Annotated in this window: 20 protein-coding genes and 1 tRNA gene; 8 read left to right on the forward strand and 13 right to left on the reverse strand. The window is 58.9% G+C overall.

Annotated elements, in window-relative coordinates; all coding sequences use genetic code 11:
* Positions 1 to 2 precede the first annotated feature (2 nt).
* From bamC to AC1RKH_RS25085, 4 genes are all read left to right on the forward strand, one after another.
* Positions 3 to 1,118, forward strand: a complete 1,116-nt coding sequence (gene bamC, locus AC1RKH_RS25070; RefSeq protein ID WP_493063468.1) for an NlpB/DapX family lipoprotein — start codon at positions 3 to 5, stop codon at positions 1,116 to 1,118.
* A gap of 4 nt (positions 1,119 to 1,122) precedes the next feature.
* Complete coding sequence (locus AC1RKH_RS25075) at positions 1,123 to 1,881, forward strand: MBL fold metallo-hydrolase (RefSeq protein ID WP_493063469.1); 759 nt, start codon at positions 1,123 to 1,125, stop codon at positions 1,879 to 1,881.
* 28 nt (positions 1,882 to 1,909) lie between these two features.
* The gene (purC, locus tag AC1RKH_RS25080; protein ID WP_123428068.1) at positions 1,910 to 2,623 is read left to right on the forward strand and encodes a phosphoribosylaminoimidazolesuccinocarboxamide synthase; all 714 of its coding nucleotides are present in this window, start codon (positions 1,910 to 1,912) and stop codon (positions 2,621 to 2,623) included.
* Positions 2,624 to 2,707: 84 nt separating this feature from the next.
* A tRNA-Ser gene (locus AC1RKH_RS25085) sits at positions 2,708 to 2,797 on the forward strand.
* Between the two features lie 114 nt (positions 2,798 to 2,911).
* On the opposite strand, the gene AC1RKH_RS25090 is transcribed toward AC1RKH_RS25085, so the two are convergent.
* Together AC1RKH_RS25090 and AC1RKH_RS25095 are read right to left on the reverse strand one after the other, a co-directional pair.
* A complete protein-coding gene (locus tag AC1RKH_RS25090) occupies positions 2,912 to 3,283 on the reverse strand; it encodes a DUF6124 family protein (protein ID WP_493063470.1) in 372 nt (123 codons plus the stop codon).
* A gap of 695 nt (positions 3,284 to 3,978) precedes the next feature.
* Complete coding sequence (locus AC1RKH_RS25095; protein WP_493063471.1) at positions 3,979 to 5,196, reverse strand: multidrug effflux MFS transporter; 1,218 nt, start codon at positions 5,194 to 5,196, stop codon at positions 3,979 to 3,981.
* A 222-nt stretch (positions 5,197 to 5,418) separates the two neighbouring features.
* Here AC1RKH_RS25095 and pdxR point away from each other — a divergent pair, with 222 nt between their 5' ends.
* Positions 5,419 to 6,918: a MocR-like pyridoxine biosynthesis transcription factor PdxR gene (pdxR, locus tag AC1RKH_RS25100; RefSeq protein ID WP_493063472.1), complete on the forward strand. Its 1,500-nt coding sequence runs from the start codon at positions 5,419 to 5,421 to the stop codon at positions 6,916 to 6,918.
* Positions 6,919 to 7,040: 122 nt separating this feature from the next.
* On the opposite strand, the gene AC1RKH_RS25105 is transcribed toward pdxR, so the two are convergent.
* The 6 genes from AC1RKH_RS25105 to AC1RKH_RS25130 all read right to left on the reverse strand — a co-directional run bounded on the left by AC1RKH_RS25105 (position 7,041) and on the right by AC1RKH_RS25130 (position 14,375).
* Entirely contained in the window at positions 7,041 to 7,832 is a 792-nt protein-coding gene (locus tag AC1RKH_RS25105) for an ABC transporter ATP-binding protein (RefSeq protein ID WP_123428056.1), read from the reverse strand.
* Between the two features lie 18 nt (positions 7,833 to 7,850).
* Complete coding sequence (locus AC1RKH_RS25110) at positions 7,851 to 8,588, reverse strand: ABC transporter permease (protein ID WP_493063473.1); 738 nt, start codon at positions 8,586 to 8,588, stop codon at positions 7,851 to 7,853.
* Between the two features lie 21 nt (positions 8,589 to 8,609).
* Positions 8,610 to 9,326 carry an ABC transporter permease gene (locus AC1RKH_RS25115; RefSeq protein WP_493063474.1) on the reverse strand — a complete coding sequence of 239 codons (717 nt, stop codon included), beginning with the start codon at positions 9,324 to 9,326 and terminating at the stop codon, positions 8,610 to 8,612.
* A gap of 66 nt (positions 9,327 to 9,392) precedes the next feature.
* Positions 9,393 to 10,157, reverse strand: a complete 765-nt coding sequence (locus tag AC1RKH_RS25120; RefSeq protein ID WP_493063507.1) for a transporter substrate-binding domain-containing protein — start codon at positions 10,155 to 10,157, stop codon at positions 9,393 to 9,395.
* A 722-nt stretch (positions 10,158 to 10,879) separates the two neighbouring features.
* Entirely contained in the window at positions 10,880 to 12,418 is a 1,539-nt protein-coding gene (gene hutH / locus AC1RKH_RS25125; protein ID WP_493063475.1) for a histidine ammonia-lyase, read from the reverse strand.
* A gap of 415 nt (positions 12,419 to 12,833) precedes the next feature.
* Positions 12,834 to 14,375, reverse strand: a complete 1,542-nt coding sequence (locus AC1RKH_RS25130; protein ID WP_493063476.1) for an HAL/PAL/TAL family ammonia-lyase — start codon at positions 14,373 to 14,375, stop codon at positions 12,834 to 12,836.
* A gap of 172 nt (positions 14,376 to 14,547) precedes the next feature.
* Between AC1RKH_RS25130 and AC1RKH_RS25135 the strand changes: the two genes are divergently transcribed.
* Together AC1RKH_RS25135 and AC1RKH_RS25140 are read left to right on the forward strand one after the other, a co-directional pair.
* Complete coding sequence (locus AC1RKH_RS25135; RefSeq protein ID WP_493063477.1) at positions 14,548 to 15,537, forward strand: LysR substrate-binding domain-containing protein; 990 nt, start codon at positions 14,548 to 14,550, stop codon at positions 15,535 to 15,537.
* A 313-nt stretch (positions 15,538 to 15,850) separates the two neighbouring features.
* Complete coding sequence (locus AC1RKH_RS25140) at positions 15,851 to 16,402, forward strand: hypothetical protein (protein WP_493063478.1); 552 nt, start codon at positions 15,851 to 15,853, stop codon at positions 16,400 to 16,402.
* A gap of 106 nt (positions 16,403 to 16,508) precedes the next feature.
* Here the strand turns inward: AC1RKH_RS25140 and AC1RKH_RS25145 are convergent, their stop codons facing one another.
* Positions 16,509 to 16,781 (reverse strand): short-chain dehydrogenase, encoded by a 273-nt coding sequence (locus tag AC1RKH_RS25145; RefSeq protein WP_493063479.1) that lies wholly within the window; start codon positions 16,779 to 16,781, stop codon positions 16,509 to 16,511.
* An 85-nt stretch (positions 16,782 to 16,866) separates the two neighbouring features.
* Positions 16,867 to 18,285 (reverse strand): MFS transporter, encoded by a 1,419-nt coding sequence (locus AC1RKH_RS25150; RefSeq protein ID WP_493063480.1) that lies wholly within the window; start codon positions 18,283 to 18,285, stop codon positions 16,867 to 16,869.
* 134 nt (positions 18,286 to 18,419) lie between these two features.
* Between AC1RKH_RS25150 and AC1RKH_RS25155 the strand changes: the two genes are divergently transcribed.
* Positions 18,420 to 19,070, forward strand: coding sequence for a helix-turn-helix transcriptional regulator (locus AC1RKH_RS25155; RefSeq protein ID WP_493063481.1), 651 nt, complete (start codon positions 18,420 to 18,422; stop codon positions 19,068 to 19,070).
* Positions 19,071 to 19,218: 148 nt separating this feature from the next.
* Here AC1RKH_RS25155 and AC1RKH_RS25160 read toward each other — a convergent pair whose 3' ends face one another.
* From AC1RKH_RS25160 to AC1RKH_RS25170, 3 genes are read right to left on the reverse strand one after another with little or no spacing between them, the layout of a single operon-like run.
* On the reverse strand, positions 19,219 to 20,088 hold the full coding sequence (locus AC1RKH_RS25160) for a TauD/TfdA family dioxygenase (protein ID WP_493063482.1): 870 nt from the start codon (positions 20,086 to 20,088) through the stop codon (positions 19,219 to 19,221).
* 12 nt (positions 20,089 to 20,100) lie between these two features.
* Positions 20,101 to 21,633: an AMP-binding protein gene (locus tag AC1RKH_RS25165; protein WP_493063483.1), complete on the reverse strand. Its 1,533-nt coding sequence runs from the start codon at positions 21,631 to 21,633 to the stop codon at positions 20,101 to 20,103.
* Positions 21,630 to 22,238: a thermostable hemolysin gene (locus tag AC1RKH_RS25170; RefSeq protein ID WP_493063484.1), complete on the reverse strand. Its 609-nt coding sequence runs from the start codon at positions 22,236 to 22,238 to the stop codon at positions 21,630 to 21,632. The genes AC1RKH_RS25165 and AC1RKH_RS25170 overlap by 4 nt, the downstream gene beginning before the upstream one ends.
* Positions 22,239 to 22,404: the final 166 nt, after the last annotated feature.

Raw genomic sequence — 22,404 nt, forward strand, 5'->3', positions numbered from 1 at the left:
GCATGAAGCGAATGGCCGGACTTTCCGCACTTGCCTTGATTATCTCCAGCACCAGTGGCTGTGGATGGATCTGGGGCCCGGAAGGTTACTTCCGTGACCGTGGTAGCGATTACCTGGAAGCGCAACAGACTGCACCGATGCAACTGCCGCCGGATGTTCATACCTCCAAGCGTCTGGACCCGCTGTTGCCGATTCCGCGCAACGTGGCCGATGACACGTTCAAGGGCGAATACATCGTTCCTCGTCCGCAGCCGTTGTCGGCGATTGCCGATGCCAGCGATTACAGCCTGCAAAAAAGCGGCGACTCGCGTTGGGTCATGGCCCAGCATCCACCGGCCGAAGTCTGGCCAGTGGCTGTGCAGTTCTTCCAGGACAACGGCTTCCGTCTGGATCAACAGCGCCCACAAACCGGCGAGTTCACCACGGGCTGGCAGCGTCCTGACCAGCTTTCCGCGGCGATGGCCAAACGCATGACCAGTGCCGGCATTGCGTCCGACAGCGAAACCCGCGTGCGGGTACGCATCGAGCCAGGCGTGCAGCGCAACACCAGTGAGATCTACGTGGTCAGCGCCGAGCGCGCAGCCGGCAGCACTGCTGATGTCGCGTTCACCAACCGTTCGGTCAACACTGGCCTGGACGCTGCACTGGTCGACGACATGCTCGCCAGCATGAGCCGTACGTCGGAGAAGGGCGGTTCGGTCTCGATGCTCGCTTCACGTGATTTCGATACGCCAAACCGTGTCAGCCTGACTGAAGACGGCAGCGGTAACCCGGTGCTCAACGTCGGTACCGACCTTGACCGCGCCTGGTCGAGCGTTGGGCGTGCGTTGGAGAAGGGCGAATGGCGTGTTGAAGACATCAACCGCAGCCTGGGCCTGTACTACATCAACCTCGCCGAAAAAGCCGAGAAGAAGGACGAGAAGCCAGGTTTCTTCAGCGGTCTGTTCGGCAGCAAGCCGGCCAAGGAAGAAATCGAAGCCCGCGCCGAGCGTTATCAGGTTCGCCTGAGCAAGGTGGGCGAGAACGTACAAGTGACCGTCGAGAAGAACATCAACACCGTTGCGCCGGCTGAAGTGGCGCGCAAAGTGTTGGGCGTGATTCAGGACAACCTGGGCTGATCAGATGCGTTTCGCCGTTCTCGGCAGTGGTAGCCAAGGGAATGGCACGCTGATAGCCAGTGATGACACGTACATCCTGGTCGATTGTGGTTTCTCCTTGCGCGAAACCGAAAAACGCCTGCTGCGCCTGGGTGTAAGCCCGACGCAGCTGAGCGCGATACTGGTGACCCACGAACATGCCGACCACGTGCATGGCGTGGGTTTGCTGTCTCGGCGCTACAATCTTCCTGTCTACCTGAGTCGTGGCACCCTGCGCGGGATGCGCAAACCGATTGAACCGGCAGGCTTTGTGGCCGGTGGTGATCAGTTGCAGATCGGCGGGCTGAGTATCGGCGTCATTGCCGTGGCCCACGATGCACAGGAGCCGACGCAGTACGTCTTCAGTGACGGTTCGCGGCGTTTCGGCCTGCTGACCGATCTCGGTTCGTACTGTGCCTCGGTGCTGGATGGTTATCGGGATCTCGATGCGTTGATGATCGAATCCAACCACTGCCGCGACCTGCTGGCCCGCGGTCACTACCCGTACTTTCTCAAGCAGCGGGTAGGCGGTGAGCTGGGACATTTGAACAACCATCAGGCCGCAAGCCTGGTGGCCGAGTTGGGCTGGCAGGACCTGCAACACCTGGTACTGGCCCATCTGAGCAGCAAGAACAACCTGCCGCAGCTGGCCCGGCAATGTTTTGTCGACACCCTCGGGTGCGACCCGGACTGGCTGCAATTGGCCGATCAAGATTCAGGGCTCGACTGGCGACATATCGCCTAGCCCATCTACTTAGCAAGCGGAGCCCATCATGGAAAAACGTGAAGAACTCTACCGCGGCAAAGCCAAATCGGTTTACAAGACCGACGACGCTGACCGCTTGATCCTGCTGTTTCGCAACGACACCTCGGCGTTCGACGGCAAGCGCATCGAGCAGCTCGACCGCAAAGGCATGGTGAACAACAAGTTCAACGCCTTCATCATGCAGAAACTCGAAGAAGCCGGCGTGCCGACCCAATTCGACAAACTGCTGGGCGACAACGAGTGCCTGGTGAAGAAGCTCGACATGATCCCGGTCGAATGCGTCGTGCGTAACTATGCCGCCGGCAGCCTGGTCAAGCGTCTGGGCGTCGAAGAGGGCATGAAGCTCAACCCTTACACCTTCGAACTGTTCCTGAAGGACGACGCCAAGGGCGACCCGTTCATCAACGAATCCCACGTCGTGGCATTCGGTTGGGGCACCGCCGAGCAACTGGTTCGCATGAAAGAACTGTCGCTCAAGGTCAACGAAGTCCTGAGCAAACTGTTCGACGACGCCGGCCTGCTGCTGGTCGACTTCAAACTTGAATTCGGCGTGTTCCACGACGGCACCATCGTCTTGGGCGACGAGTTCAGCCCGGACGGCTGCCGCCTGTGGGACAAGGCCACCGGCAAGAAAATGGACAAGGACCGCTTCCGTCAGGGCCTCGGTGACGTTATCGAAGCCTACGAAGAAGTCGCCAACCGCCTCGGCGTTCCGCTGTAATCGACGCAAGCATCTGATAGCACGGAAAAAAATTCACTTGGGGGGTTCGCTTCCGGTGAATGTGCTGTTATGATGCGCGCCGTTGGAGAGATGCCAGAGTGGCCGAATGGGACGGATTCGAAATCCGTTGTACCTTCACCGGTACCTAGGGTTCGAATCCCTATCTCTCCGCCATTACATAGAAAAAGCCCCCGTAGCTGAAAAGTTACGGGGGCTTTTTCGTTTCTGCGTTGTACGTAGGAGTTGTACGTAAAAGAAGGCCAAAAAGATCGCAGCCTTCGGCAGCTCCTACGCGGGTTCGGGTGGATCGAGGTGATCCAGTGCGCGATTCACCGCCAGTTCGGCTAAAGAAATCATCTGTTGAATCGCCAGTGCGGTATTGCGCTTGGGGCCTTCGAGGTCGAACGCCAGATCGCTGGCCATGACGTTGGCTGAGGCGAGGGTTTCGCAGGCGTGGGCTAGCAGGGTTTCGCTGTCGACGTCGGGGGCAATGACGAAAATGCAGCCGGGGCGTCGGTCGGCTAACAGTGCCTTGGTCTCGGGCAGCACCAGGTAATGATCGAGTGCACGGTGCGCGGCGGCGTGGAGTTCTTTTGAATCGAGGGAGGCGTAGGGGGAAACGGGGTCGGTTTCGGGGGGATTTGGAGTTGGTTTGAACATGGTGAAGCTCCTAGAGTTGTGGAGCTGCCACACATCGCTGCTAGACGAATTAGGGGTGGCGGCTGTACGCGGGTTAGCAGACCAGGACTCTAGAACCCGGCGCACCGAAGTGCCCCACGCAAAGCCGCCATAACATGAACTGCCAGGCATAAAAACACCTGCTCATGAACGGTGGACGCTGTACGTCTAGAGAATACCCGAGCTGCTAAACCCGATCGCTGATAATCAGCGACACGGAAACAATAGAGGCGAGGACCAAAGCGCACAAGCCGGCGGATTCTGGCGCAGGTGTAGGCCGTGACGCAAGGCGTTGTAGCCTCTGATGGGCACTGCGTGGGCAAGCTTAAACACCCGTAGCAGCTGCCGAGCCCGCGAGGCTGCGTTCGGCTGCGAAGCAGTCGTAAAATCATGCAACACGTTCTTTCAGGCGAACCGCGTGTGCAGGATTGGCGAGGACTTCGTCCTCGAACGCAGCCTCGCGGGCTCGGCAGCTGCTACGAGTGCGGGTGCGGCTCTCCAACGTATTTGACGGGGGGAGTTACGGCGTGTGTGCAAACGCCGTCAGCAAATCCTCTTCAAACGCCAATTGCGTATCGCCCGGCGCCTGGCCGCTAACGGCGCCTTGATTCAGGGCCACGACGTGACCCTGATCGCCGGCACGGTGGTGTCTGGTTTGTCACATACCCAACGCTACTTCAGCGTTCGCCCAGCGCCTCCTCCAACGGGGCAGTCTCTGTTTTGAACAGCAGCCAGACCAGGCAGAAGCTGATGCTGTAGATCGAGGTCATGATCATCATCGGGTAGACGCTGCCATCCGAGAGTTTGCCGGTGATGAAGCCGCACACCGCGGTCATGGCCATCTGGATAAAGAAAAACAGCCCGGACGCAGTGCCAGCAATGGCCGAGAAGGGTTGCAGTACCGCCAGCTGGCAGGCCGGGATGGCGATACCCACCGAGAGCATGATCAGCAGCATCGGGCAGACGATCGACAGCACCACCTCAGGCCAGAGCCGGGTGGCCATGATCAGTAGCGACGAACCCACCAGGTTCAGGGCGATGGCGTAGCCGATCAGGGTATCGGCGTCGTGTCTGACGGACAGGCGGCGGAACAGATTGGAGCCCAGCACATAACCGGCCACGGTGACGGCGAACACTTGGGCATATTCCATCGAGGACAGGTGCAGGGTGCGTTGCAGCAGGGTCGAGGACTCGGCGATAAACGGAAAATAGGTGCAGTACACGCAGCCTATGGCCAGGGAGTAGCGCAGGAAATAGCGGTCGCGCAGCAGCCGCGCGTAAATGCGCAGAGTGCCTTGCTGGCGCGTATCGGGCTGGGCGGGCGGACGGGTTTCCGGCAGCAGCAGGCTGATCAGGATCAGCGCCAGCGCGGCAATGACGGTCAGCACCACAAATACCCCACGCCAGCCGAAGGCGGTTTCGATAAGGCTGCCGATAATCGGGGCCACCATCGGCGAAATCGCCATGCCCATGGAGATCCGGCTGAGCAGGCGGGTCTGTTCATGGCGGTCGAAACGGTCGCGGACCATGACCCTGCCGATCACCGTGCCGCAGCAGCCACCGAGGGCCTGGAGCATCCGGGCGACGATCAACACCTCGACATCGCGGGCAAGCACGCACACCAGGGTCGCCACCAGGTACAGCGCCGTGCCGCCGATCAGTACTGGCCGCCGGCCAAAACGATCACAGAGCGGGCCGCCGATCAGCATCGAAAAGGCGTACCCGACCATGTACAGGGTGAGGGTCAGTTGCAGTTGGGCATCGCTGGCATGCAGGGCATCGGCCATCGCCGGCAACGAGGGCAGGTAGATGTCGATGGTGGCGCGTGGCAGGCAGACGACCACCAGCAACAGCGCCGACCAGATCCAGGGCGCCAGATTAGATTTTACAGGCATGGGTTACTCCGTAGGGGCGAGCGATGGCGAGGGGAGCGGCAGGCGCCGAGGGATGCAGGAACGCTACGCAGGCGCCACCGCCGCCAATGATCGTGAGGGTGAATTCGGGGTGTTGTGTTGTAGAAGCCATGTCGCTCTCGGGTATCCATTACAGGGCCGCGACGTTAGGCGCTTTGTGGTTTAATTCTGAGAGCCGTTAATTAGTATTTCGAATGGACCACTATGAGCCGAGGAAAGGTTTCCGTTCCCCTTGATCTGCCCCAGCCCTGCAGCCTGATCGATGGCAGTCGGGTGTTGACCAAACAGGAAAGCGCCTATGAGGCATTGCGCGGCGCGATCCTGGAAAAACTCCTGCCCGCCGGTAGCCAGTTGCCCTCTACGCGGACCCTGGCGCAGCGCTGGTCGCTGTCCCGGGGGACGGTGGAAACGGTCTTCGACCGCTTGCGCAGCGAAGGTTATGTGACCCGGGTGTCGGGTTCGGGGACCCGGGTCAGTGCGGTGGTGCCCGATCTCTTTATCCGCGCGCCGCAGGCCCGGGCGGCCATCCAGGCACGGGAGCAGCAGACGCCAGCAGCACCGCCGACGCTGGAGACCGCGGTCAGGGTGGGGCTGCCCTTTGTGGCGCGCCTGGCGGACCCGGCGCTGTTTCCCATTCGCGTGTGGTCGCGGGCGGTGGCCAAGGCCATGGCCGAAGCCTCGGCGCAGTTGCTCTGCTCGCCGGACCCGGGCGGTATGCTGGCCCTGCGCGAACAGATTGCCGATTACCTGGCCAAGTACCGTGGCATCCGTTGCAAGCCGGACGACCTGATCGTGACCACGGGGATTCGCCACTCCCTGGACCTGGTGGCCCGCAGCCTGGTGACGCAGGGCGACAAGGTGTGTGTCGAAGATCCGGGTTACCTGTCGGCGAAAAGGATCTTCTCCATGGCCGGAGCGCGGCTGGTGTATATCCCGGTCCTCGAAGATGGCATCGACGATGGGGCGCTGCGCCGGCACGGCGATGCCCGATTGGTCTATGTCACGCCCGCGCACCAGTCGCCGCTGGGGGTGACCCTCTCGGTGTCGCGGCGCCTGGCCCTGCTGGACTGGGCCAGCCGGACCGATGCCTGGGTGGTGGAGGACGACTACGACAGCGAATTCAACTACAACAGCGCGCCACTGGCGGCGCTCAAGGCCCTGGACCGCGATGACCGGGTGATCTACTGCGGCAGCTTCAACAAGACCTTGTTCGCCGGGCTGCGCGTCGGTTTCATGCTGGTTCCCGGGGCGTTGCGCAATCGCCTGCTGGCTACCCTGCAGACCACCGGCCGCTCAGTTGGGGTCACCGAGCAGGCGGCGCTGGCGGAATACATGAGGAGCGGGGCATTCGTGCGTTACCTGCGCTCGGCGCGCCAGGCCTATCAGGAACGCCGTGACGCGCTGCTGGCCTGCCTGGCGGAACAGGCGCCGGGAGGTTATTCGGTTTCCGGGCAACATGCCGGTCTGCACTTCGTTCTGGAGTTGCCTGCGGGCAGCGACGAGTCCGACGTCTGCCGCCGTGCCAGCGCCATCGGGCTGGTCTTGCAACCGGTCAGCGAATTCTGTCAGGAGGTGCGACGGCCGGCGGCGGTGATGATCGGGTTCACCGCCCTGAGTCTGTCGCAGATCCGGTTCAGTGGTCGCAAGCTCGGGCAACTGCTGGCCGGGCAGGCGGCACTTCTCGCATCAGGCTCGGGCGGCTAGCGTAGGGGCAAGAGGAGCAGGTAGAAGGCAATACCTGTTCGTTGATGACTATCTCTGCGCCATTAAATAGAAAAAGCCCCCGTAGCTGAAAAGTTACGGGGGCTTTTTCGTTTCTGCTGTGCTTATTCGGCACTTCTCTCATGATGGCTGGAGACGAATTGTCGAAAGCGTTCGGTGGGCAAGCCTTCGAACAGTTCCGTCGGCGTACCCTGCACATCGATCAGGCCGCCATGCATGAACACCACCCGATTTGACACGTGTCGGGCAAAGCCCATTTCGTGTGTAACCACCAGCATGGTGCGGCCTTCTTCAGCCAGAGAGCGCATTACGCGCAAAACCTCGCCAACGAGTTCAGGGTCAAGTGCCGAGGTCGGTTCGTCGAACAACATGACTTGTGGATTCATCGCCAGTGCGCGGGCTATCGCTACACGCTGTTGCTGACCACCGGACAGGTGCGCGGGGTAATAGTCGCGGCGATCGTACAGGCCGACCTTGTGCAACAAGGCTTCTGCTTCCTCGATACATTCGGCACGCGAGCGTTTGAGAACCCGCATCGGGCCTTCAATGATGTTTTGCAGCACCGTCATGTGCGACCAGAGGTTGAAGCTCTGGAACACCATTCCCAGGCAACTGCGCATACGCTCGACCTGACGGCTGTTGCCCGGTGTCTGGCGGCCGTCGGGATGCTGTTTCATTTCGATCACTTCACCATTGACGCTGATGATGCCTTGATCGGGCGTTTCCAGGAGGTTGATGCAACGCAGGAAGGTACTTTTACCTGATCCACTGGCACCAAGGATCGAGATCACGTCGCCCTTGTGGGCTTCCAGGGAAATCCCCTTGAGGACATGTGCGCTGCCGAAGGACTTCTGGATATTGGTTACCGACAAGGCTGAAGCGGGCTGAGTGCTCATGGCATGCTCCGTATCAAATCAGGAATGGGTAGTCAGCGGAGGGCTGGCTTTTTTGATGGCGTCAACTGGCCGCTCACGCAAGTGCGGCGAGAGGCGATACTCGAGCCAGGCGACTGCACGGACGACCAGGAAATTCAGCACCAGATAGATCAAGGCCGCGCAAATGAACACTTCCATCGTGCGATAGGTACGCTGGATGATCTGTTGCGCGACGCCAGTGACGTCCCAAACAGTCACCAGGCTAGCCAGGGCCGTGGACTTGACCAGCAAAATGGCTTCGGTGGAGTAGGCCGGCAGGGCCTGGCGCAGGGTGACCGGAGCAATGATTCGGCATAGCAGTTCCCAGGGCGACATGCCTACGGCCTTGCCCGCTTCGATCTGCCCCTGTGGCACGCTCAGCAGCCCGCCGCGAATAATTTCGGCGGTGTAACCGGCGGTACACAAGGCCAGTGAAATCACCGCGCAGCCATAGGGCGATTTGAGCAGTACCCAGGCGAAGCTATCGCGAATGGCCGGGAACTGGCCCAACCCGTAGTAAATCAGGAACATTTGAATCAACAGCGGCGTACCGCGAAACAACATGATGTAGAACCGCGCCGGATAGCTGAAAAACCACCAGCGGCTGACCCGCAGGCTGACAATGCCGACAGACAGGGTAAGGCCGATCACCAATGAGCTGAAAAATAGCGTCAGCGTGGTGGGCAGCGCTGCCAAAAGCTTGAGCATGGTGTCAGCGAGGAACGGAAAATTGATCATAAGTAGCGCTCCCGACTCGAACTAGACTGGACTGCGCTGCCGCGTGCGACGCACGCGAGCCTCAGCCATGTGGAAAAGCCGACCGGACAGGCCAGTGAGAATGAGGTACACGATGCCCCCGATAATGTAGAACGTGAAATATTGACGAGTGGAACCGGCCGCGACCTGGCTGGCACGCATCAATTCCACCAGGCCGATGACCGAAATCAGCGCTGAGTCTTTCAGACTCATTTGCCAGACATTTCCGAGTCCAGGCAGCGCAAATCGCAGTACCTGGGGGACCAGAATACGTTTGAAACGCATCGCACGGGTCATACCGATCGCCAGTCCTGCTTCCAGTTCGCCCCGCGAAACCGCGAGAAAAGCGCCACGGTAGACTTCAGCCTGATAGGAGCCAGAAATCAGCCCGACTGCCAACGCGCCGACCAGAAAAGGCGGCACGTCGATATAGCCTTCACCACCGAACCAGTGGCCAACCGCGGTCACCACACTGGCACCGCCGAAGTAGAACAGGTAGATCACCAGCAACTCGGGGATCCCCCTGAACAGTATCGAATACAGATCCCCCAGCCAGCGCAAGCTGCGTCGACGGGATAGCTTGGCAGCAGCGACCAGGCTGCCAAATACCGCACCCACCAGCAGGGCTGCCAGGGTCAATATCACGGTCATGCCCGCTGCCTTGAGCAGCGCCATTCCCCAGCCTGAGTCACCGAAACTGAGTAGCTGCAAGAGGTTCATAGAGGGTCCCACTTATGAAAAGGTTTAAGCAGCCCGGCAACCTTCACGGTGTCGGGCCATTCAGAATCAATGCTGAGGGGTGAGGTCTGCCTTGAACCACTTCTCGCTCAGCTTCTTGATCGTGCCGTCAGCCATGGCTTCCTTGAGGGCTGCGTCGAACTGGGCTTTGAGTTCCGGATCTTTCTGACGGAAACCCAGCGCTTCACCTTCACCCCAGATCGGGCCTTTGATGACCGGGCCGGTAAAGACCAGCGGTTTGTTCTCCGGCTTATCCATTACCGAATTGAAAAAGGTCACGTCATCGAAAGCGACGTCAATCCGGCCGGCCAGCAGATCGAGAATGGCTTCGGCTGAGCTGCCGTACTCACGAATGGTCGCCACATCCTTGAAGTTCTGATCAATGAATGACGTGTAAATGGTGCCGGAGGCGATGCCAATGGTCTTGCCCTTGAGTGCCTTGCGCAGCTCTTCAACGCCGGCACGTACTTCCTTGGTATCACTACCCAGAGTGATGGCGGCGTCAGCACCGGTTTTACCCGGCAACAGATCAGCTTTCAGCGCGACGAAACTGGCCGGTGTCTGGGCGTAAGGCGTCGAGAAGGCCATGACCTTCTGGCGTTCCTCGTTGATGACGATGGCGTCCATCAATACGTCGAATTTACCAGCATTGAGGCTGGCGATCATCCCGTCCCAGTTCTGTACGACGATGTTGCACTTGAGCTTCATACGCGGACAGATGACATCCATCAGCTCCGGTTCGAAGCCGCCGATTTTTCCACCCGGGAGTGTCAGGTTCCAGGGCTCATAGGCACCCTCGGTTGCAATATTCACCGAGGTCCACTCTTTGGCCTGCAGTGCCGGAGCACAGGCCAGAACCATTGCACTGAGCGCTACAGAACCCAACCAGCTTGATTTCTTCGACATCTTGATACTTCCTGCCTAATCAATGGAGTGTTGCGAACTGATCCGGCTCAGGCCGAATCTCCAATGCCTGTCGGCACAACGCTCGTGTGCGGACAAGACAAAACCATAAACGCCAACCTGCCAGTTCAGCCGGTTAATTCGCACCCATAATGGTCTCAGCCTGGACAGCTGGACCATCTCCATGTGCTCCTGACCTACAGATCAACCGGTGATTAGTGGAAGGCGCGAAGAAATTCTCGTAACTCTTACGCACACATACTTACTTGTACATACAAGAGTATGCAATCAAGCGGCCAACTTGCTGGATGGGCATTCAATAAAGTCTTGAATCTGGCTGAAAAGCCTCTGGGACAAGGTTTTGGTGGGAGGTGATTCTTTTTGGAGAGATTTTGCGAAGGTGTGACGACTGTTACTCGAGCGTGGAATTGCGCCATGCCGGGGCGCTAGGTAACAAATTGAGAGATGTTGGTGCGCGATGGGGAACGATTGGGTGAGTGCTTTTGTGGCGAGGGGGACTTGCAGCGTGAAACTCAAGCGGAAAATCGAAGGCATTGAATCGAGCATCAATCGTTATCCGCCGCAGCCTCTTTTGAAAGGCTGCGGCTTGGTACGCTGCTCGGGAATCGATTTTAGTGCAGGCCCGGTAACGCGGTTTGCAGCAATGTCGGGTCTTTCAAAATGCTGGCTGCGCTGGCGATATCCGGCGCCAGCCAGCGGTCCTGGTCATAGGCGGGAACGCGCTCGCGTAACAGTCGCCAAGCGACGTCCGTGCCTGCACCGAAGCATGGCCCCTTGAGAAAGTCGGCCTTGAGAAATTCGAAGGCCTGGGCCGCCAGCAAATATTCAATAGCGAGGATCTGTGTGCAGTTTTCCAGCGCCCGATGCAGTTTCAGTGCAGCGTTGGTGCCCATGCTCAGGTGGTCTTCCTGCAGGCCCGAGGTGACATAGTTATCGAGCACAGCCGGTTGCGCCAGCTGACGATTTTCCGCACACAGGGAAGCGGCAACGTACTGGACGATCATCATTCCGGAGTTAACCCCAGGATTACTCACCAGAAATGCCGGCAATCCACTGACATGCGGGTTGATCAAACGGTCCAGGCGACGCTCGGCAATCGAGCCGATTTCCGCCATGGCGATCGCCAGCAAGTCGGCAGCCAAGGCCACCGACTGGCCGTGCGGGTTGGCCTGAGACATCACCCGGTAGTTATCCGGTGTCCCCAGAAGCAGCGGGTTGTCGGTGGCGGAGTTGAGTTCGGTTTCGATCTGCCGGGTCGCGTGGTCAAGTTGATCACGGGCCGCACCATGCACTTGCGGGATCGAACGGATGCTCAGGGCATCCTGAGTACGAATGCCTTTACTGCTGGCAATCACTTCACTGCCATCAAGCAGGCCGCGTAGGTTGATGCCGACCTGCTGCATTCCCGGATGTGGCTTGAGGGCGATGATTTCAGCGTCGAACGCGTCGATCTGACCGCGCTGGGCTTCGAAGCTCATGGCGCCGATCACATCGGCCCACTGGAGCAAGCGGGTTGCATCGGCGAGGGCGAGGCAGCTCAGGCCGGTCATGCACGGCGTACCGTTGACCAGGCACAGCCCGTCTTTCGCGCCCAACTGAACCGGCTTCAAGCCTTCTTCAGCCAAAGCTTGCTGCGCAGAGACGATCTGCCCGCGATAACTGACCTGGCCGACCCCCAGCAGACTGATGCCGATATGCGCCATGTGAGTCAGGTAACCGACCGAACCCTGGGACGGTACCTGTGGGGTAATCCCGCGATTGAGCAAGTCCAGCAGCGCTTCGACCACTTGCCGATGCAGACCGGATTTGCCGTGGCTGTAGTTTATGATCGCCGCGCACATGATCGACCGTGTCTGCTCGTCGGTCAGCGGTGCACCGACGCCGCAAGCGTGACTCAGCAATGTATTGCGCGACAGCTGGCTCAGTTGTTCGTCTTGCAGCGAGACATTGCAGAGCGCACCCAAACCGGTATTGACGCCATAAGCGCGCTCGCCGCTGACGACGATACGCTGGACGATGGCCTGGGCATTGTCGATCCGCGCCCAGGTTTGAGCCGACAATTCAAGCACAGCACCTTGCCGGGCAACTGCGACCACATCCTGCCAACGCAGAGGTGCATCGGCGATAACGATTTTTTTAGCCTGTGGCATGTGAAGCCTCACACAATGGTTGATGTCGGGTTACACCTGTGACCAAGGGGCTTTACCCCTCACTGTGACTCTTGTGCACACATATTTACTTGTACATACAAGAGTATGCAATCAAGCGGCCAACTTGCTGGATCGCTGTTCAATTAATCTTGGGATTTGGCTGGAGCGCTTTTGGGACAAGGGTTTGGCGGGAGTCGATATTTTCGAGAGTTTTTTTGAAGGCGTGACGGCGGTTACTTGAGTGTGGAATTACGTCACGCCGGGACGTTCGGTAACAATTGGGTGTGCTTGGGAAACGGCTGCCTATCCGCCCGGTATGGATCCAGGCTTGGCCCCAAGGCAGCCCTTCAGTCGTCGAGATGCAGCGAAACGCATCCCCTTGACAGCCAAAGGACAGCCTTGGAGTACAACACATTTATTTCAGGTTTTTCAGTACCGTGGCCAGTACCTCACCGCTACGTACCTGTTCGGTGACACTCATCATGTCCGAATAGAATGCACGATCGTTGTCGGCGACGGGTACCCGGCTACGCACCAGATCATATACCGCCTTGGTGACGCTGGAGGCCTTGTGCACATCGTGGAAGTCCAGAGCCTGACAACCCACCAGCAGCTCAATGGCCAGCACCGATTCCAGCTTTTCGGAAACCTTGTAGGCCTTGATGGCGGCGTTATAAGCCAGGCTCACCAAATCCTCCTGGTTAGCGCAGGTCGAGAAACTGTCGACAGAGGAGGGGAATGACAGCGCCTTCATTTCCGCATACAGGCCAGCCGCGGTGTATTGAAGGATCATGTACCCACTGTTAAGGCCCGGGTTGCGCACCAGGAACGCCGGCATTTCACTGAAGTGTGAATTGACCATACGGTCGATACGGCGCTCGGAAATCTTCGCTAGGTTGGCCAGCGCCACGCACAACGAATCCGCTGACATGCCGATGTAGCTGCCGTCGAAGTTGGCGCCTGAGATGGCAATGCCGTCACCGTCCTCAAGCGGGTAGATGATCGGGTTATCGCCCGAGGAGTGAATTTCGTTCTCGATATTTTCCCGGGCGTGATCGATGAATCTTTTCGAAGCACCATGCACCTGGGGAATGGCGCGCAGGCTGTAGGCGTCCTGAAGCCGGTAGTCGATGTTTTCGGCGATCAGTTGGCTGTCATGCAGCATCGCCTTTATATCCCTGGCGGTTTGTGCCTGCTCCTTGTGTGCCTTGATCGAGTGATAACGCGGGTCGAAGGCCCGAATCGTGCCCTTCAGCGCTTCAAGGGAGAGGGCCGCGGCGACGTCGGCCAGCGAGGCGGTCTGCATGGCGTTATAGAGGGCCAGAATGGCGATGGCGGTCACCGACATGGTGCCATTGAGCATGGCCAGGCCTTCTTTGCACTGCAGGTCCGTCGGTTGCAGGCCGACCTGTTCCAGCGCGGTGGCGCCATCCACCCATTCGCCGCCATTGACCCTGGCTTTGCCTTCGCCCAGCAGGACCAAGGCCAGGTGCCCCTCGACGGCCAGATAACCCACCGAACCCTCGCCAGGCGCAAACGGCACGACTTCGTTGTTGAGCAGAGCGGCAATCAGCTCCAGCAACTCCAGGCGCACCCCCGAAAAACCTTTGCCAAGGCTGATCAGAACCATCAACTGGATCGCACGAACCTGCTCTCGCTTGAGCGGCTCGCCCACGGCGACGGCATGGGAGCGCACGATATTGACCTGGAGCTCCTTGGCATTTTGCGGAGAAATCACATGCCGAACGTTATCGCCGAACCCGGTGGTCACCCCATAGACCAGGCGATTTTCATCGAGGAAACTCTCCACCAGGCCACGGGACTTTTTCACGCGGTTCTTGTAGGTCTCGGAAAACGACACCTTGGCCGAATAACGGGCTACCGCGACAAACTCTTCGATGGAGGGCTCTCTATCGCCGAGGACTACCTGAGTGATCTGTTGAGGATGAGCTTTCATTGCGAACTCCCGAGAAACGAAATGATTGAGGGGGGGCTGGACCGGCCAGGCCGTCGCTCGATTGAGCGTGGGAGAAGGCTAAAGCGATTTTGATATGAAGAAAATATGGTAATTTCTGTCAGTTTTATTAGAATTTCTAAACTTAAAACGCTTTCGAGGCCTTCGCATCGCCATGAGTCGCTTACCGCCCTTACGAGCCCTCCAGATATTCGAAACCGTTGGTCACTGTGGCGGTATATCCCAAGCCGCAAAGCGTTTGAACATCTCCGTGGGCGCGGTGAGTCAGCAGATGAAGTTGCTTGATGAAGCGCTGGGCATGAGCTTGACGGTCAAGGAGGGACAGCGCTTGCGGCTGAACGCCATTGGCCAGCGTTTTCATGCGCGGTGTTCTATAGCATTTGAAGAGTTGAGAGCCGCCGTTTCCGAAGTAGAGCGCTCGAAAAACCCCAACAATTTGTATGTCAGTGGCCTGCCTTCTCTCATGACCAAGTGGCTGGCGCCCCTCACCTACGAATGGCAGCATGAGAATGGTGATCTCGACATCTATCTGGATAGCACGCTGGCGGATACGTCGGAGGAGGAAAACGCCGATTTTCGTATCGGTTATGGCGAGCCCGTCCACTATGCTGGGCATAGCGTTGTACTGTTCCGCGATTGTGTAGTGCCGGCATGTTCACCGACGCTTTTAGGCCATCCAGGCCATCCAGGCCATCCAGGCCATCCAGGCCATGTGGAGCATGCCGCTGACCTGCTTCAATACCCACTCATCCGTATCGATTCGCGGCCGAAATTTGATTCACCCCCCTCATGGGCCGAATGGTTTGAGCTGGAAGGCGTCGCCGTCGAGCAGGCGATAGCCATACGTCGCAGTTTTTCTTCGTCCAGCATGGCTATTCAAGCCGCCATCGATCACCACGGCATAGTACTGGCGCAGTTTTCGATGATTGCCCGTGACATCGATGAAGGGCGCTTGATCATTCCCTGGCAGCGAGCCATGCCTCTTCCCTCGCCGTATTACCTGAGTTGGCACCCTAATACGTTGCAGAAAGCGCAATGTCGGGCATTTCAACGCTGGCTGATTGGCCGAGGGCGAGCACAAGAGGACATTACGGATTCCTTGATCCGACGCGGTGTTATTCACGCCGGGGTGTCGTCGAGTTAACAGACCTTCCAGCCAGCGCTCTGCTCAAAGACGTAGACCGCGCGAAAAATGTTTACCCATCAGCCCCCATTCGTGAACAGCGCGTTTATGACGCCTTGTGCTCGTTCGGGGGCTGAAGGCTCTGCATCCAGGCGTCGTGCAATCACAACTTCCTGGTCCCATTTTTTTTCGATAATAGCCTTGAGCCATCATTCCTGCTCCTTTATGCTCCCTCACGTTTTCAGGGGCCGCCACCGACAATCCGGTCTTCATGCGCAGCACCCTGATGCGACGATTACGGTTACTCCCCCCTCCTGGCTATCAAGGATCGACCATGCTCCGTTTGCTTTCTGTCTCCCTGTTTGCGCTCTTCCTCACCGGCTGTGCTTCATCAGCCAAGATTGAGAATATGCAGGTCAATCCCGCGCAAGCACAGACCTATGACGTTGCGCTTCGCGACAACATGAAGGTCGACAGTGTCGGCGGCGGCAGCACAACCAACCCGCTGTGGACTTCGCAGATCGAAAGCGCGGACTTCCGTTCGGCGCTCGAACAATCGCTGAGCAACGCTGGCCTGCTGGGTCAGAACAGCAAGGCAAACTACGCCCTGCGCGCCAATCTGGTAAGTCTCGACCAGCCGCTGTTCGGCCTGAACTTCACCGTCACTTCGATGGTTGAATACAGCCTGGTAGAGAATGCCACTGGCCGGGTGATCTGGACCGACAAGGTCAAGGCACCCTTTACCGCCGGCGTCGGCGACTCCTTCTTCGGCGTGAAACGCCTGCGACTGGCGAACGAAGGCTCGGCGCGGGAGAACATCAATGAACTGCTCAAGCGCCTGGCTGGGCTGAAGCTCGGCGCTGGTCAGGTGTCGCTGGCCCAGTAAGAAAGTGTTTGTCGCCTTTATTTTGGGTTCGAATCCCTATCTCTGCGCCATTACATAGAAAAGCCCCCGTAGCTGAAAAGTTACGGGGGCTTTTTCGTTTCTGGGGTTATGGCTTGGCGCGTTCACTTGCGGGCGAAGGCTCCGCATCCAGACGTCGCGCAATCACATCGAGCAAGTCGCAGCCATCGCGCAGAGGAATGCAGCAAAGCTGCGCGAAGTCGCTGAGGATCACAGAGTCGGTGGTGATGTCGCCGCGCATCGCGAGGTTTTCAAGAATCTGCGTAACGGCCCGGATTCGATAGCCGGCCGTGTCGAGCAGTGCGTGCGAAAGATGTAGGGGATTGCCTAATGCCAGGCAGTCAATAGAAATGCACAGCACCTCGACATAAACGGGAGACTTTCGGTGCGTGGAGGATCGTCAGGCTGCGATCTTTTGCAAGAAAAGGGGACCCCCATTAGCCGGTTCAAGCCGTAGCAAGTCCCGGCCGAATCCGCGCCGAACGAACCGCAGTCACCAACGCCAGGATCGGCGCAATGGTAAACAGCGCAAACAACCAGCGTGCGGCGTTTGCAGTGCCTTCAGCGTTGGTCGGGTCGTTGAGCCCGGCCATGTTGGCGATCATCCCGGCCAGTGCTGCGCCGAGTGCGGTGGCGAACAGCTGCACGGTGGTGATGGACGACGCGGCTGAGTCCTGGTCTTCGGCCGAGGCCACTTGCAAGACCCGGGTCAGCAGGTGTGGCCAGCCGAGGCCGATGCCGAATCCCACCAGGGTCAGGGCGATGCAGATCGGCGTGAGCAGCGCCCAGTCGCCGCCGCTGTTGAACGGTGTGGCGACGGCCAGGATGATCAGCCCGACCAGCACGAACACCGGGCCGCTGATGATTGCACGGCGCACGCCACGTTCGCGCCAGCCGGAGCTCATCACTTCAGACAGCGTCCAGCCTGCCGCCATGAGCGCTGCCAGATAACCAGAAATCAGCGGCGTCTGCCCGTGCAGGGTTTGCAGGAAGTAGGGCACGAAGATCTCGCTGGTCATGCCGATCACCAACAGACCCATGGTCGCGTACAGCGCGCAGAGCGGGGTATTGAGCCGCAAGGCATCCTTGGGCAGCAGGCGCGTCAGGGTGCTGGATTCATGACGCACCAGGAAGAACACCAGCACCAGGCAGAGGCCGATGCCCAGCAGGTTCCAGGTTGGAAGCGATGAGGCGCTGCCGGCGCAAACCGATAGCACTGCTGCGGCCAGCAGGACCAGTTGCAGCACGGGCAAGCGGCCAGCGGGTGGTTGAGATTTATCACGCTTGGGTAGCACGCGGCTGGTCAGCAGGATGTACGCCAGCGTCACGGGTGCCAGCGCCCCAAAGGCTAATCGCCAGGCATCCATTTCAGCGAAGATGCCGCCGATGGCCGGGCCGATCAGCGTCGCGACACCCCACATGCCCGAGACCAGAGCCATGGCCCGAGGCCAGAGACGCTCTTCGAACACCAACTGAATCATCGAGTAGCACAGGGCGAACATCAAGCCGCCGCCTAGGCCTTGAACCGAGCGACCGACCAACATCACCGGCATACTTGGCGCCAGTGCGCAGATGAGGCTGCCGGCGAGGAAAAATAACGAGGCTATCGCATAGGAAACGCGTGGCCCTGTGCGTTGCAGGACTTTGGCCGTGAGGGCGGAGCCGAGGATCGACGCGACGACGAAGAGTGTGGTGTTCCAGGCGTACAGGTCGAGCCCGCCGATTTCCTTGACCACCGATGGCAGGATAGTCGTGGCGATGTAAATATTGATCGCGTGCAGCGCAACGCCTCCTGACAGTGCGATGGATCGCGCGGCGTTTTCTCCGGAGAGTAAATCGCTCCAGCTGCTTCCTTGCGTAGACATACAACCTCCTGCTGTGACTCGCGACCCGATGGATTGCGAGCGTCAATTGCCTGTTTTCAAGGCCTGGGTTAGATTTACCAAGTAAATTCTTTAAATATTGAAGCGGTGAGGGTTGTTGTTTGTCAAGTAAACACTTGGAAAACCAGAGTGACGTGTCGATGTCGGCTGCCGACCGACTGCTTCACATGCTCAAGACCCGTGGCCCGCAGCTGGCGGCCGATGCCGGGCGCGCGCTGGGCACCACGGGGGAAGCGGCGCGCCAGCAGTTCGTCAAACTGGCCGCCAGCGGCCTGGTGCAAGCCCGCTCCGAGGCCCGTGGCGTGGGGCGCCCGTCGCAGGTCTGGCACCTGACGGCGGCCGGCCATGCGCGGTTTCCCGATACCCATTCAGAGCTGACCGTGCAGCTCTTGCAGACCGTGCGCGAGACTTTCGGGCCCGAGGCCATCGACCGTCTGATCGATGTTCGCGAACAGCAGAGTCGCACCTTGTACCTGCAAGAACTGGCCGACGCCGCAACCCTTCGGGAGCGGGTCAAACGCCTCGCCGCCCTGCGTGTCCGCGAAGGCTATATGGCCGAGTGGAGCGAGCAACCTGACGGAGCCTTTGTCCTTGTCGAGAACCATTGTCCGATCTGCGCGGCGGCGGCCGTGTGTCAGGGTTTCTGCCGCGCGGAACTGAATGTGTTCGAGCAGGTTCTGCAAGCCCGGGTCGAGCGCGTGGAGCACATTCTGATGAATGCACGCCGTTGTGCTTATCGCATTACCCCCGGTCTGAAGAGCCCCTGATACATTCAGTCCACCTTGGCCGCAGACTTGATCTACAGGCCGAACCCGCCGCTGCGGTCAATCAATTGATGGTATTGGCTGTCGAGGAAACTCTCGTACAGGCCTTCGACGGCCCAGGTCCGACCTGAGTGATTCGTCATGGTGACCATTACCGGTAGCTCAGCGCATTGAAGATGCGACGCTGTTCATCGATGATCGCTTGTCGGCCGTGCATGACTCTACGGTTGTCGATCATCACCAGGTCCAGGTCCTGCCAGCCCACGGTGTGAGTATTGCGTTCGGTGACCTGGGTGATTTCCGCCAGCAGGTCGGCGGGAATCTCCTCGCCGTTCTCGAAGTCGATCACCGGTTTCTCGTAGTTGAAGGACGGCCCGAGAATGCTGTTGGCGAAAGCCGGGTGCTCGCAGAAACTGGAGGTCTGGCACGCCGGGACGCTGTAGGCATAGGCTACGCAGTCGGTGTCCGGATTGTATTCCATCCGGGTGTTGGGGTCCTGGCCGATGATCTCGCTCAGGTGCTCGAAACTGGCGTCTTCCAGCTGCTGGATTTGCGGTTTGTAGTAGCAGACGATCTTGCGCCACTTTTCGCCCGGCACCGTGCGGCGGTAGCGGATACGGGTGCTCTCGAAGCGCTGACGGGCCTCTTCGCTGAGCTCCTGGTAGACCTTCACCCCATCGCATAAAGTGGTTTGCGAACCCTTGGTGGGGGCGATTTCGCAGAAGAACCATGTCAGGTCTGGCCAGATCGGCGCGTTGCCATTTTCACAGTGCAGGCCTACGGCATCGGTGCCGGCGTCCACCAATTGTGCGACGCCTTTGGCGATCACGCGGCCCGGGTCCAGGCTCAGGCGCGAGCTGTGTTTTTTCACGAAGGCACCGAACTCGTCCAGGGACCGGATGCAGTTGCGGAAGATAATCACGCCGGCGCTCGAGAGCTCTTCGAAAACCGCCGCAGTGTTGGCGTTCAAGGCATGCTCGCGGTCGGTGATGACCCGGGCCTGATAAATGGATTGAGTCATGTCGCTAGTCCTTTAGTGAGTACATGTCTGACGATGCAGGTCGCTGGCTTGAGCTCTACGGGCCGGGCCGTTGAGGGCATAGAGGCTTTGCAACTGCGGAGCGTCTGGCGTCAATGGCCAGATGACCTGAGGCACCTCGACTTCCGAGAAGCGCTGTTGCGCCCAGTCCTGGGTGTGCGGGTGGTTGAACGAAGGCCCGACGCTGAGCACGATCGCCAGTTGACCGTCTGCGGTCATGAACATCAGCGCATCGTTCACGCCGGTTTGCTCTTTGAACTCCAGCTCGATTTGCTCCGGAGAAACATTGCGACCGTTGGGCAGGCAGATGATGTTTTTCTCGCGGCCAGTGATGTAGAGGAAACCCTCGTCATCGAATTCGCCGATATCGCCCGTGCGCAGCCAGCCATCTTCAGTGAAGGAGCAGGCACTAGGATCGACCCAGGAGTAACCCTGGAACATTGAGGTGCTTTTGATTTCTACCCGTTGCTGATCCGTTACCCGGACCTGAACGTGAGGCAAGGGTTTGCCCACGCTGCCCAGCTTGCCGTCGGTGGGGGTGTTGACACTGACCACCGAACCGTTCTCGCTCAGCCCGTAACCCTGATGAACCTGAATACCCTGCGCACTCAGGCGTTGCAGTTTTTCGTTGCTGATCGGAGCGCCACCGGCGGTGATGTACAACTCGTTGCGCAGCAACGACAGCAGCTGTGGGTCGGTGTTTTGCTCGGCAACTTCAAGGAACACGTCGAGCATCATCGGCGGTACGGTGACTGCGCTCGCCCGGGTTCTGAGCAGTTGCGCAAGAATCGCCGAGGTGCTGTAGCCAGTCTCGCCGATCAGAGGCGTGTGCTCGTCCAGGAAGTACACCGTGCCGCCGGACAGCAGCGGCAGGTAGACCGCCGTGATCTGTTCGATCAACAGGCTCAACGGCACCACCGACAGGTAGCGTTTCTGCAAGTCAGCCGGGACCACGCCGAGTAGCGATTGCAGCACGGCGCTCAGTCCGCCGAGACTTTGCTTCACACCTTTGGGCTTGCTGGTGGTGCCGGAGGTGTGGATGACTTTGCAGATCCATTCAGCATCGGCGCTGTCGATGAAGCTTGGGCCTGCCGGTAGCAGAAGTTCGGTCTGAAGTGCGCTGGGTACATGCACCAGACGGCTGGCGTTCAGGTCGATTTCCCAGCGCTTTTCCAGAGTCTCCTGGCCTTTGTCATCGACCAGGAAGCCCGAGCATTCGAAGGCCAGGTGTTCGGCCTGGTACTTGCTGAAGCCCAAAGGCAGCGGCAAGGAGGTGAAGCCGAAGAGCAGGCAGGCGAAGTCGGCAATGACCCAGTCGCTGCTGTTGCGCATGACGATGCCGATGGTGCGCTTTTCGTCGGTGAACTGACGGTTCATGTGTTGCCCAAGCTGCCGGGCATGCTCCAGCACCTGGGCGTAGGTCAGACGGCGCTCGCCCGTGCCGTCCGCCGAAGGAATATCGACGACGCAGACGGCATCCGGTGTGCGTTGTGCCTGGGCCAGCAAGTGTTTGACGAAATGCGTCATGCTGCTTGCTCGCTCTGCACGTCGAGTCGGAAAACGGTCTTGAGGACGGTCTCGTGATAGTGATGCTTCATCTCGCCCAGCTTGATGTAGCCGGTGATGGGCGTCTGCTCGTAGTAGGAGCCCCATTCGACTTCCGCTTGGGAGGTCATGCGTTGCGGGTCGGCATCGCAGATCTTGTTGACCTTGACGTTGCAGTAGCCCATCGATTTGATCAATTGGGGCGTGCAGGTGCACAGCACGTAGCGTGCGCCCATGCACCAGGTCACCATTGAGAGCATGTTGAACAGGGTCTGGCCGGCAACCGAATTGATCGACGCGGTATTGCCGATTTCGACGATGCAGTCGCGTTCGATCCGGGTGTTGGTGATTCTCGACAGCGTCTCCTCGGACGGTGAGTCCAGATAACATTCGGACAATAGAGGGCCTGACTTGGCGAAACTGAAACCGGCACACGACTGAATGGAATCATTGTTATCGAATACGATTAAAAAGTACTCGGGGGATGGCTCGATGATGGCGTTAAAGGATTTCATGTACCGACGTTTTACAAAGTCAACGGCGGACTTCCAGAGCAGGGTGTTGCGTTTGGCTACTTGAGTACGCATGCAAGTTTTCCTTTCTTTTCTGCGTGGATCTATAGATGGGTTGTTTTGGTACAGAAGTACTAAAGTCTCTGGTTGTTACGGCAACAGGGGGCTTATCCATGCCCTATGTAATGGCGTGGCTTAATCAACTGATTGGCTTGATTTTTATAGTGTTTTTATTCAGTAC

The sequence above is a fragment of the Pseudomonas sp. GW822-FHT06B12 genome (assembly GCF_058799675.1).

What these genes read in the sequence shown, in the direction of transcription:
- AC1RKH_RS25115 (WP_493063474.1), bottom strand. Translation starts at nt 9,326, where the DNA reads ATGAACCTCTTGCAGCTACTCAGTTTCGGTGACTCAGGCTGGGGAATG.
- AC1RKH_RS25090 (WP_493063470.1), bottom strand. Translation starts at nt 3,283, where the DNA reads ATGTTCAAACCAACTCCAAATCCCCCCGAAACCGACCCCGTTTCCCCC.
- AC1RKH_RS25075 (WP_493063469.1), top strand. Translation starts at nt 1,123, where the DNA reads ATGCGTTTCGCCGTTCTCGGCAGTGGTAGCCAAGGGAATGGCACGCTG.
- hutH (WP_493063475.1), bottom strand. Translation starts at nt 12,418, where the DNA reads ATGCCACAGGCTAAAAAAATCGTTATCGCCGATGCACCTCTGCGTTGG.
- AC1RKH_RS25135 (WP_493063477.1), top strand. Translation starts at nt 14,548, where the DNA reads ATGAGTCGCTTACCGCCCTTACGAGCCCTCCAGATATTCGAAACCGTT.
- AC1RKH_RS25160 (WP_493063482.1), bottom strand. Translation starts at nt 20,088, where the DNA reads ATGACTCAATCCATTTATCAGGCCCGGGTCATCACCGACCGCGAGCAT.
- bamC (WP_493063468.1), top strand. Translation starts at nt 3, where the DNA reads ATGAAGCGAATGGCCGGACTTTCCGCACTTGCCTTGATTATCTCCAGC.
- AC1RKH_RS25150 (WP_493063480.1), bottom strand. Translation starts at nt 18,285, where the DNA reads ATGTCTACGCAAGGAAGCAGCTGGAGCGATTTACTCTCCGGAGAAAAC.
- AC1RKH_RS25165 (WP_493063483.1), bottom strand. Translation starts at nt 21,633, where the DNA reads ATGACGCATTTCGTCAAACACTTGCTGGCCCAGGCACAACGCACACCG.
- AC1RKH_RS25105 (WP_123428056.1), bottom strand. Translation starts at nt 7,832, where the DNA reads ATGAGCACTCAGCCCGCTTCAGCCTTGTCGGTAACCAATATCCAGAAG.
- AC1RKH_RS25130 (WP_493063476.1), bottom strand. Translation starts at nt 14,375, where the DNA reads ATGAAAGCTCATCCTCAACAGATCACTCAGGTAGTCCTCGGCGATAGA.
- AC1RKH_RS25110 (WP_493063473.1), bottom strand. Translation starts at nt 8,588, where the DNA reads ATGATCAATTTTCCGTTCCTCGCTGACACCATGCTCAAGCTTTTGGCA.
- pdxR (WP_493063472.1), top strand. Translation starts at nt 5,419, where the DNA reads ATGAGCCGAGGAAAGGTTTCCGTTCCCCTTGATCTGCCCCAGCCCTGC.
- AC1RKH_RS25095 (WP_493063471.1), bottom strand. Translation starts at nt 5,196, where the DNA reads ATGCCTGTAAAATCTAATCTGGCGCCCTGGATCTGGTCGGCGCTGTTG.
- AC1RKH_RS25140 (WP_493063478.1), top strand. Translation starts at nt 15,851, where the DNA reads ATGCTCCGTTTGCTTTCTGTCTCCCTGTTTGCGCTCTTCCTCACCGGC.
- purC (WP_123428068.1), top strand. Translation starts at nt 1,910, where the DNA reads ATGGAAAAACGTGAAGAACTCTACCGCGGCAAAGCCAAATCGGTTTAC.
- AC1RKH_RS25170 (WP_493063484.1), bottom strand. Translation starts at nt 22,238, where the DNA reads ATGCGTACTCAAGTAGCCAAACGCAACACCCTGCTCTGGAAGTCCGCC.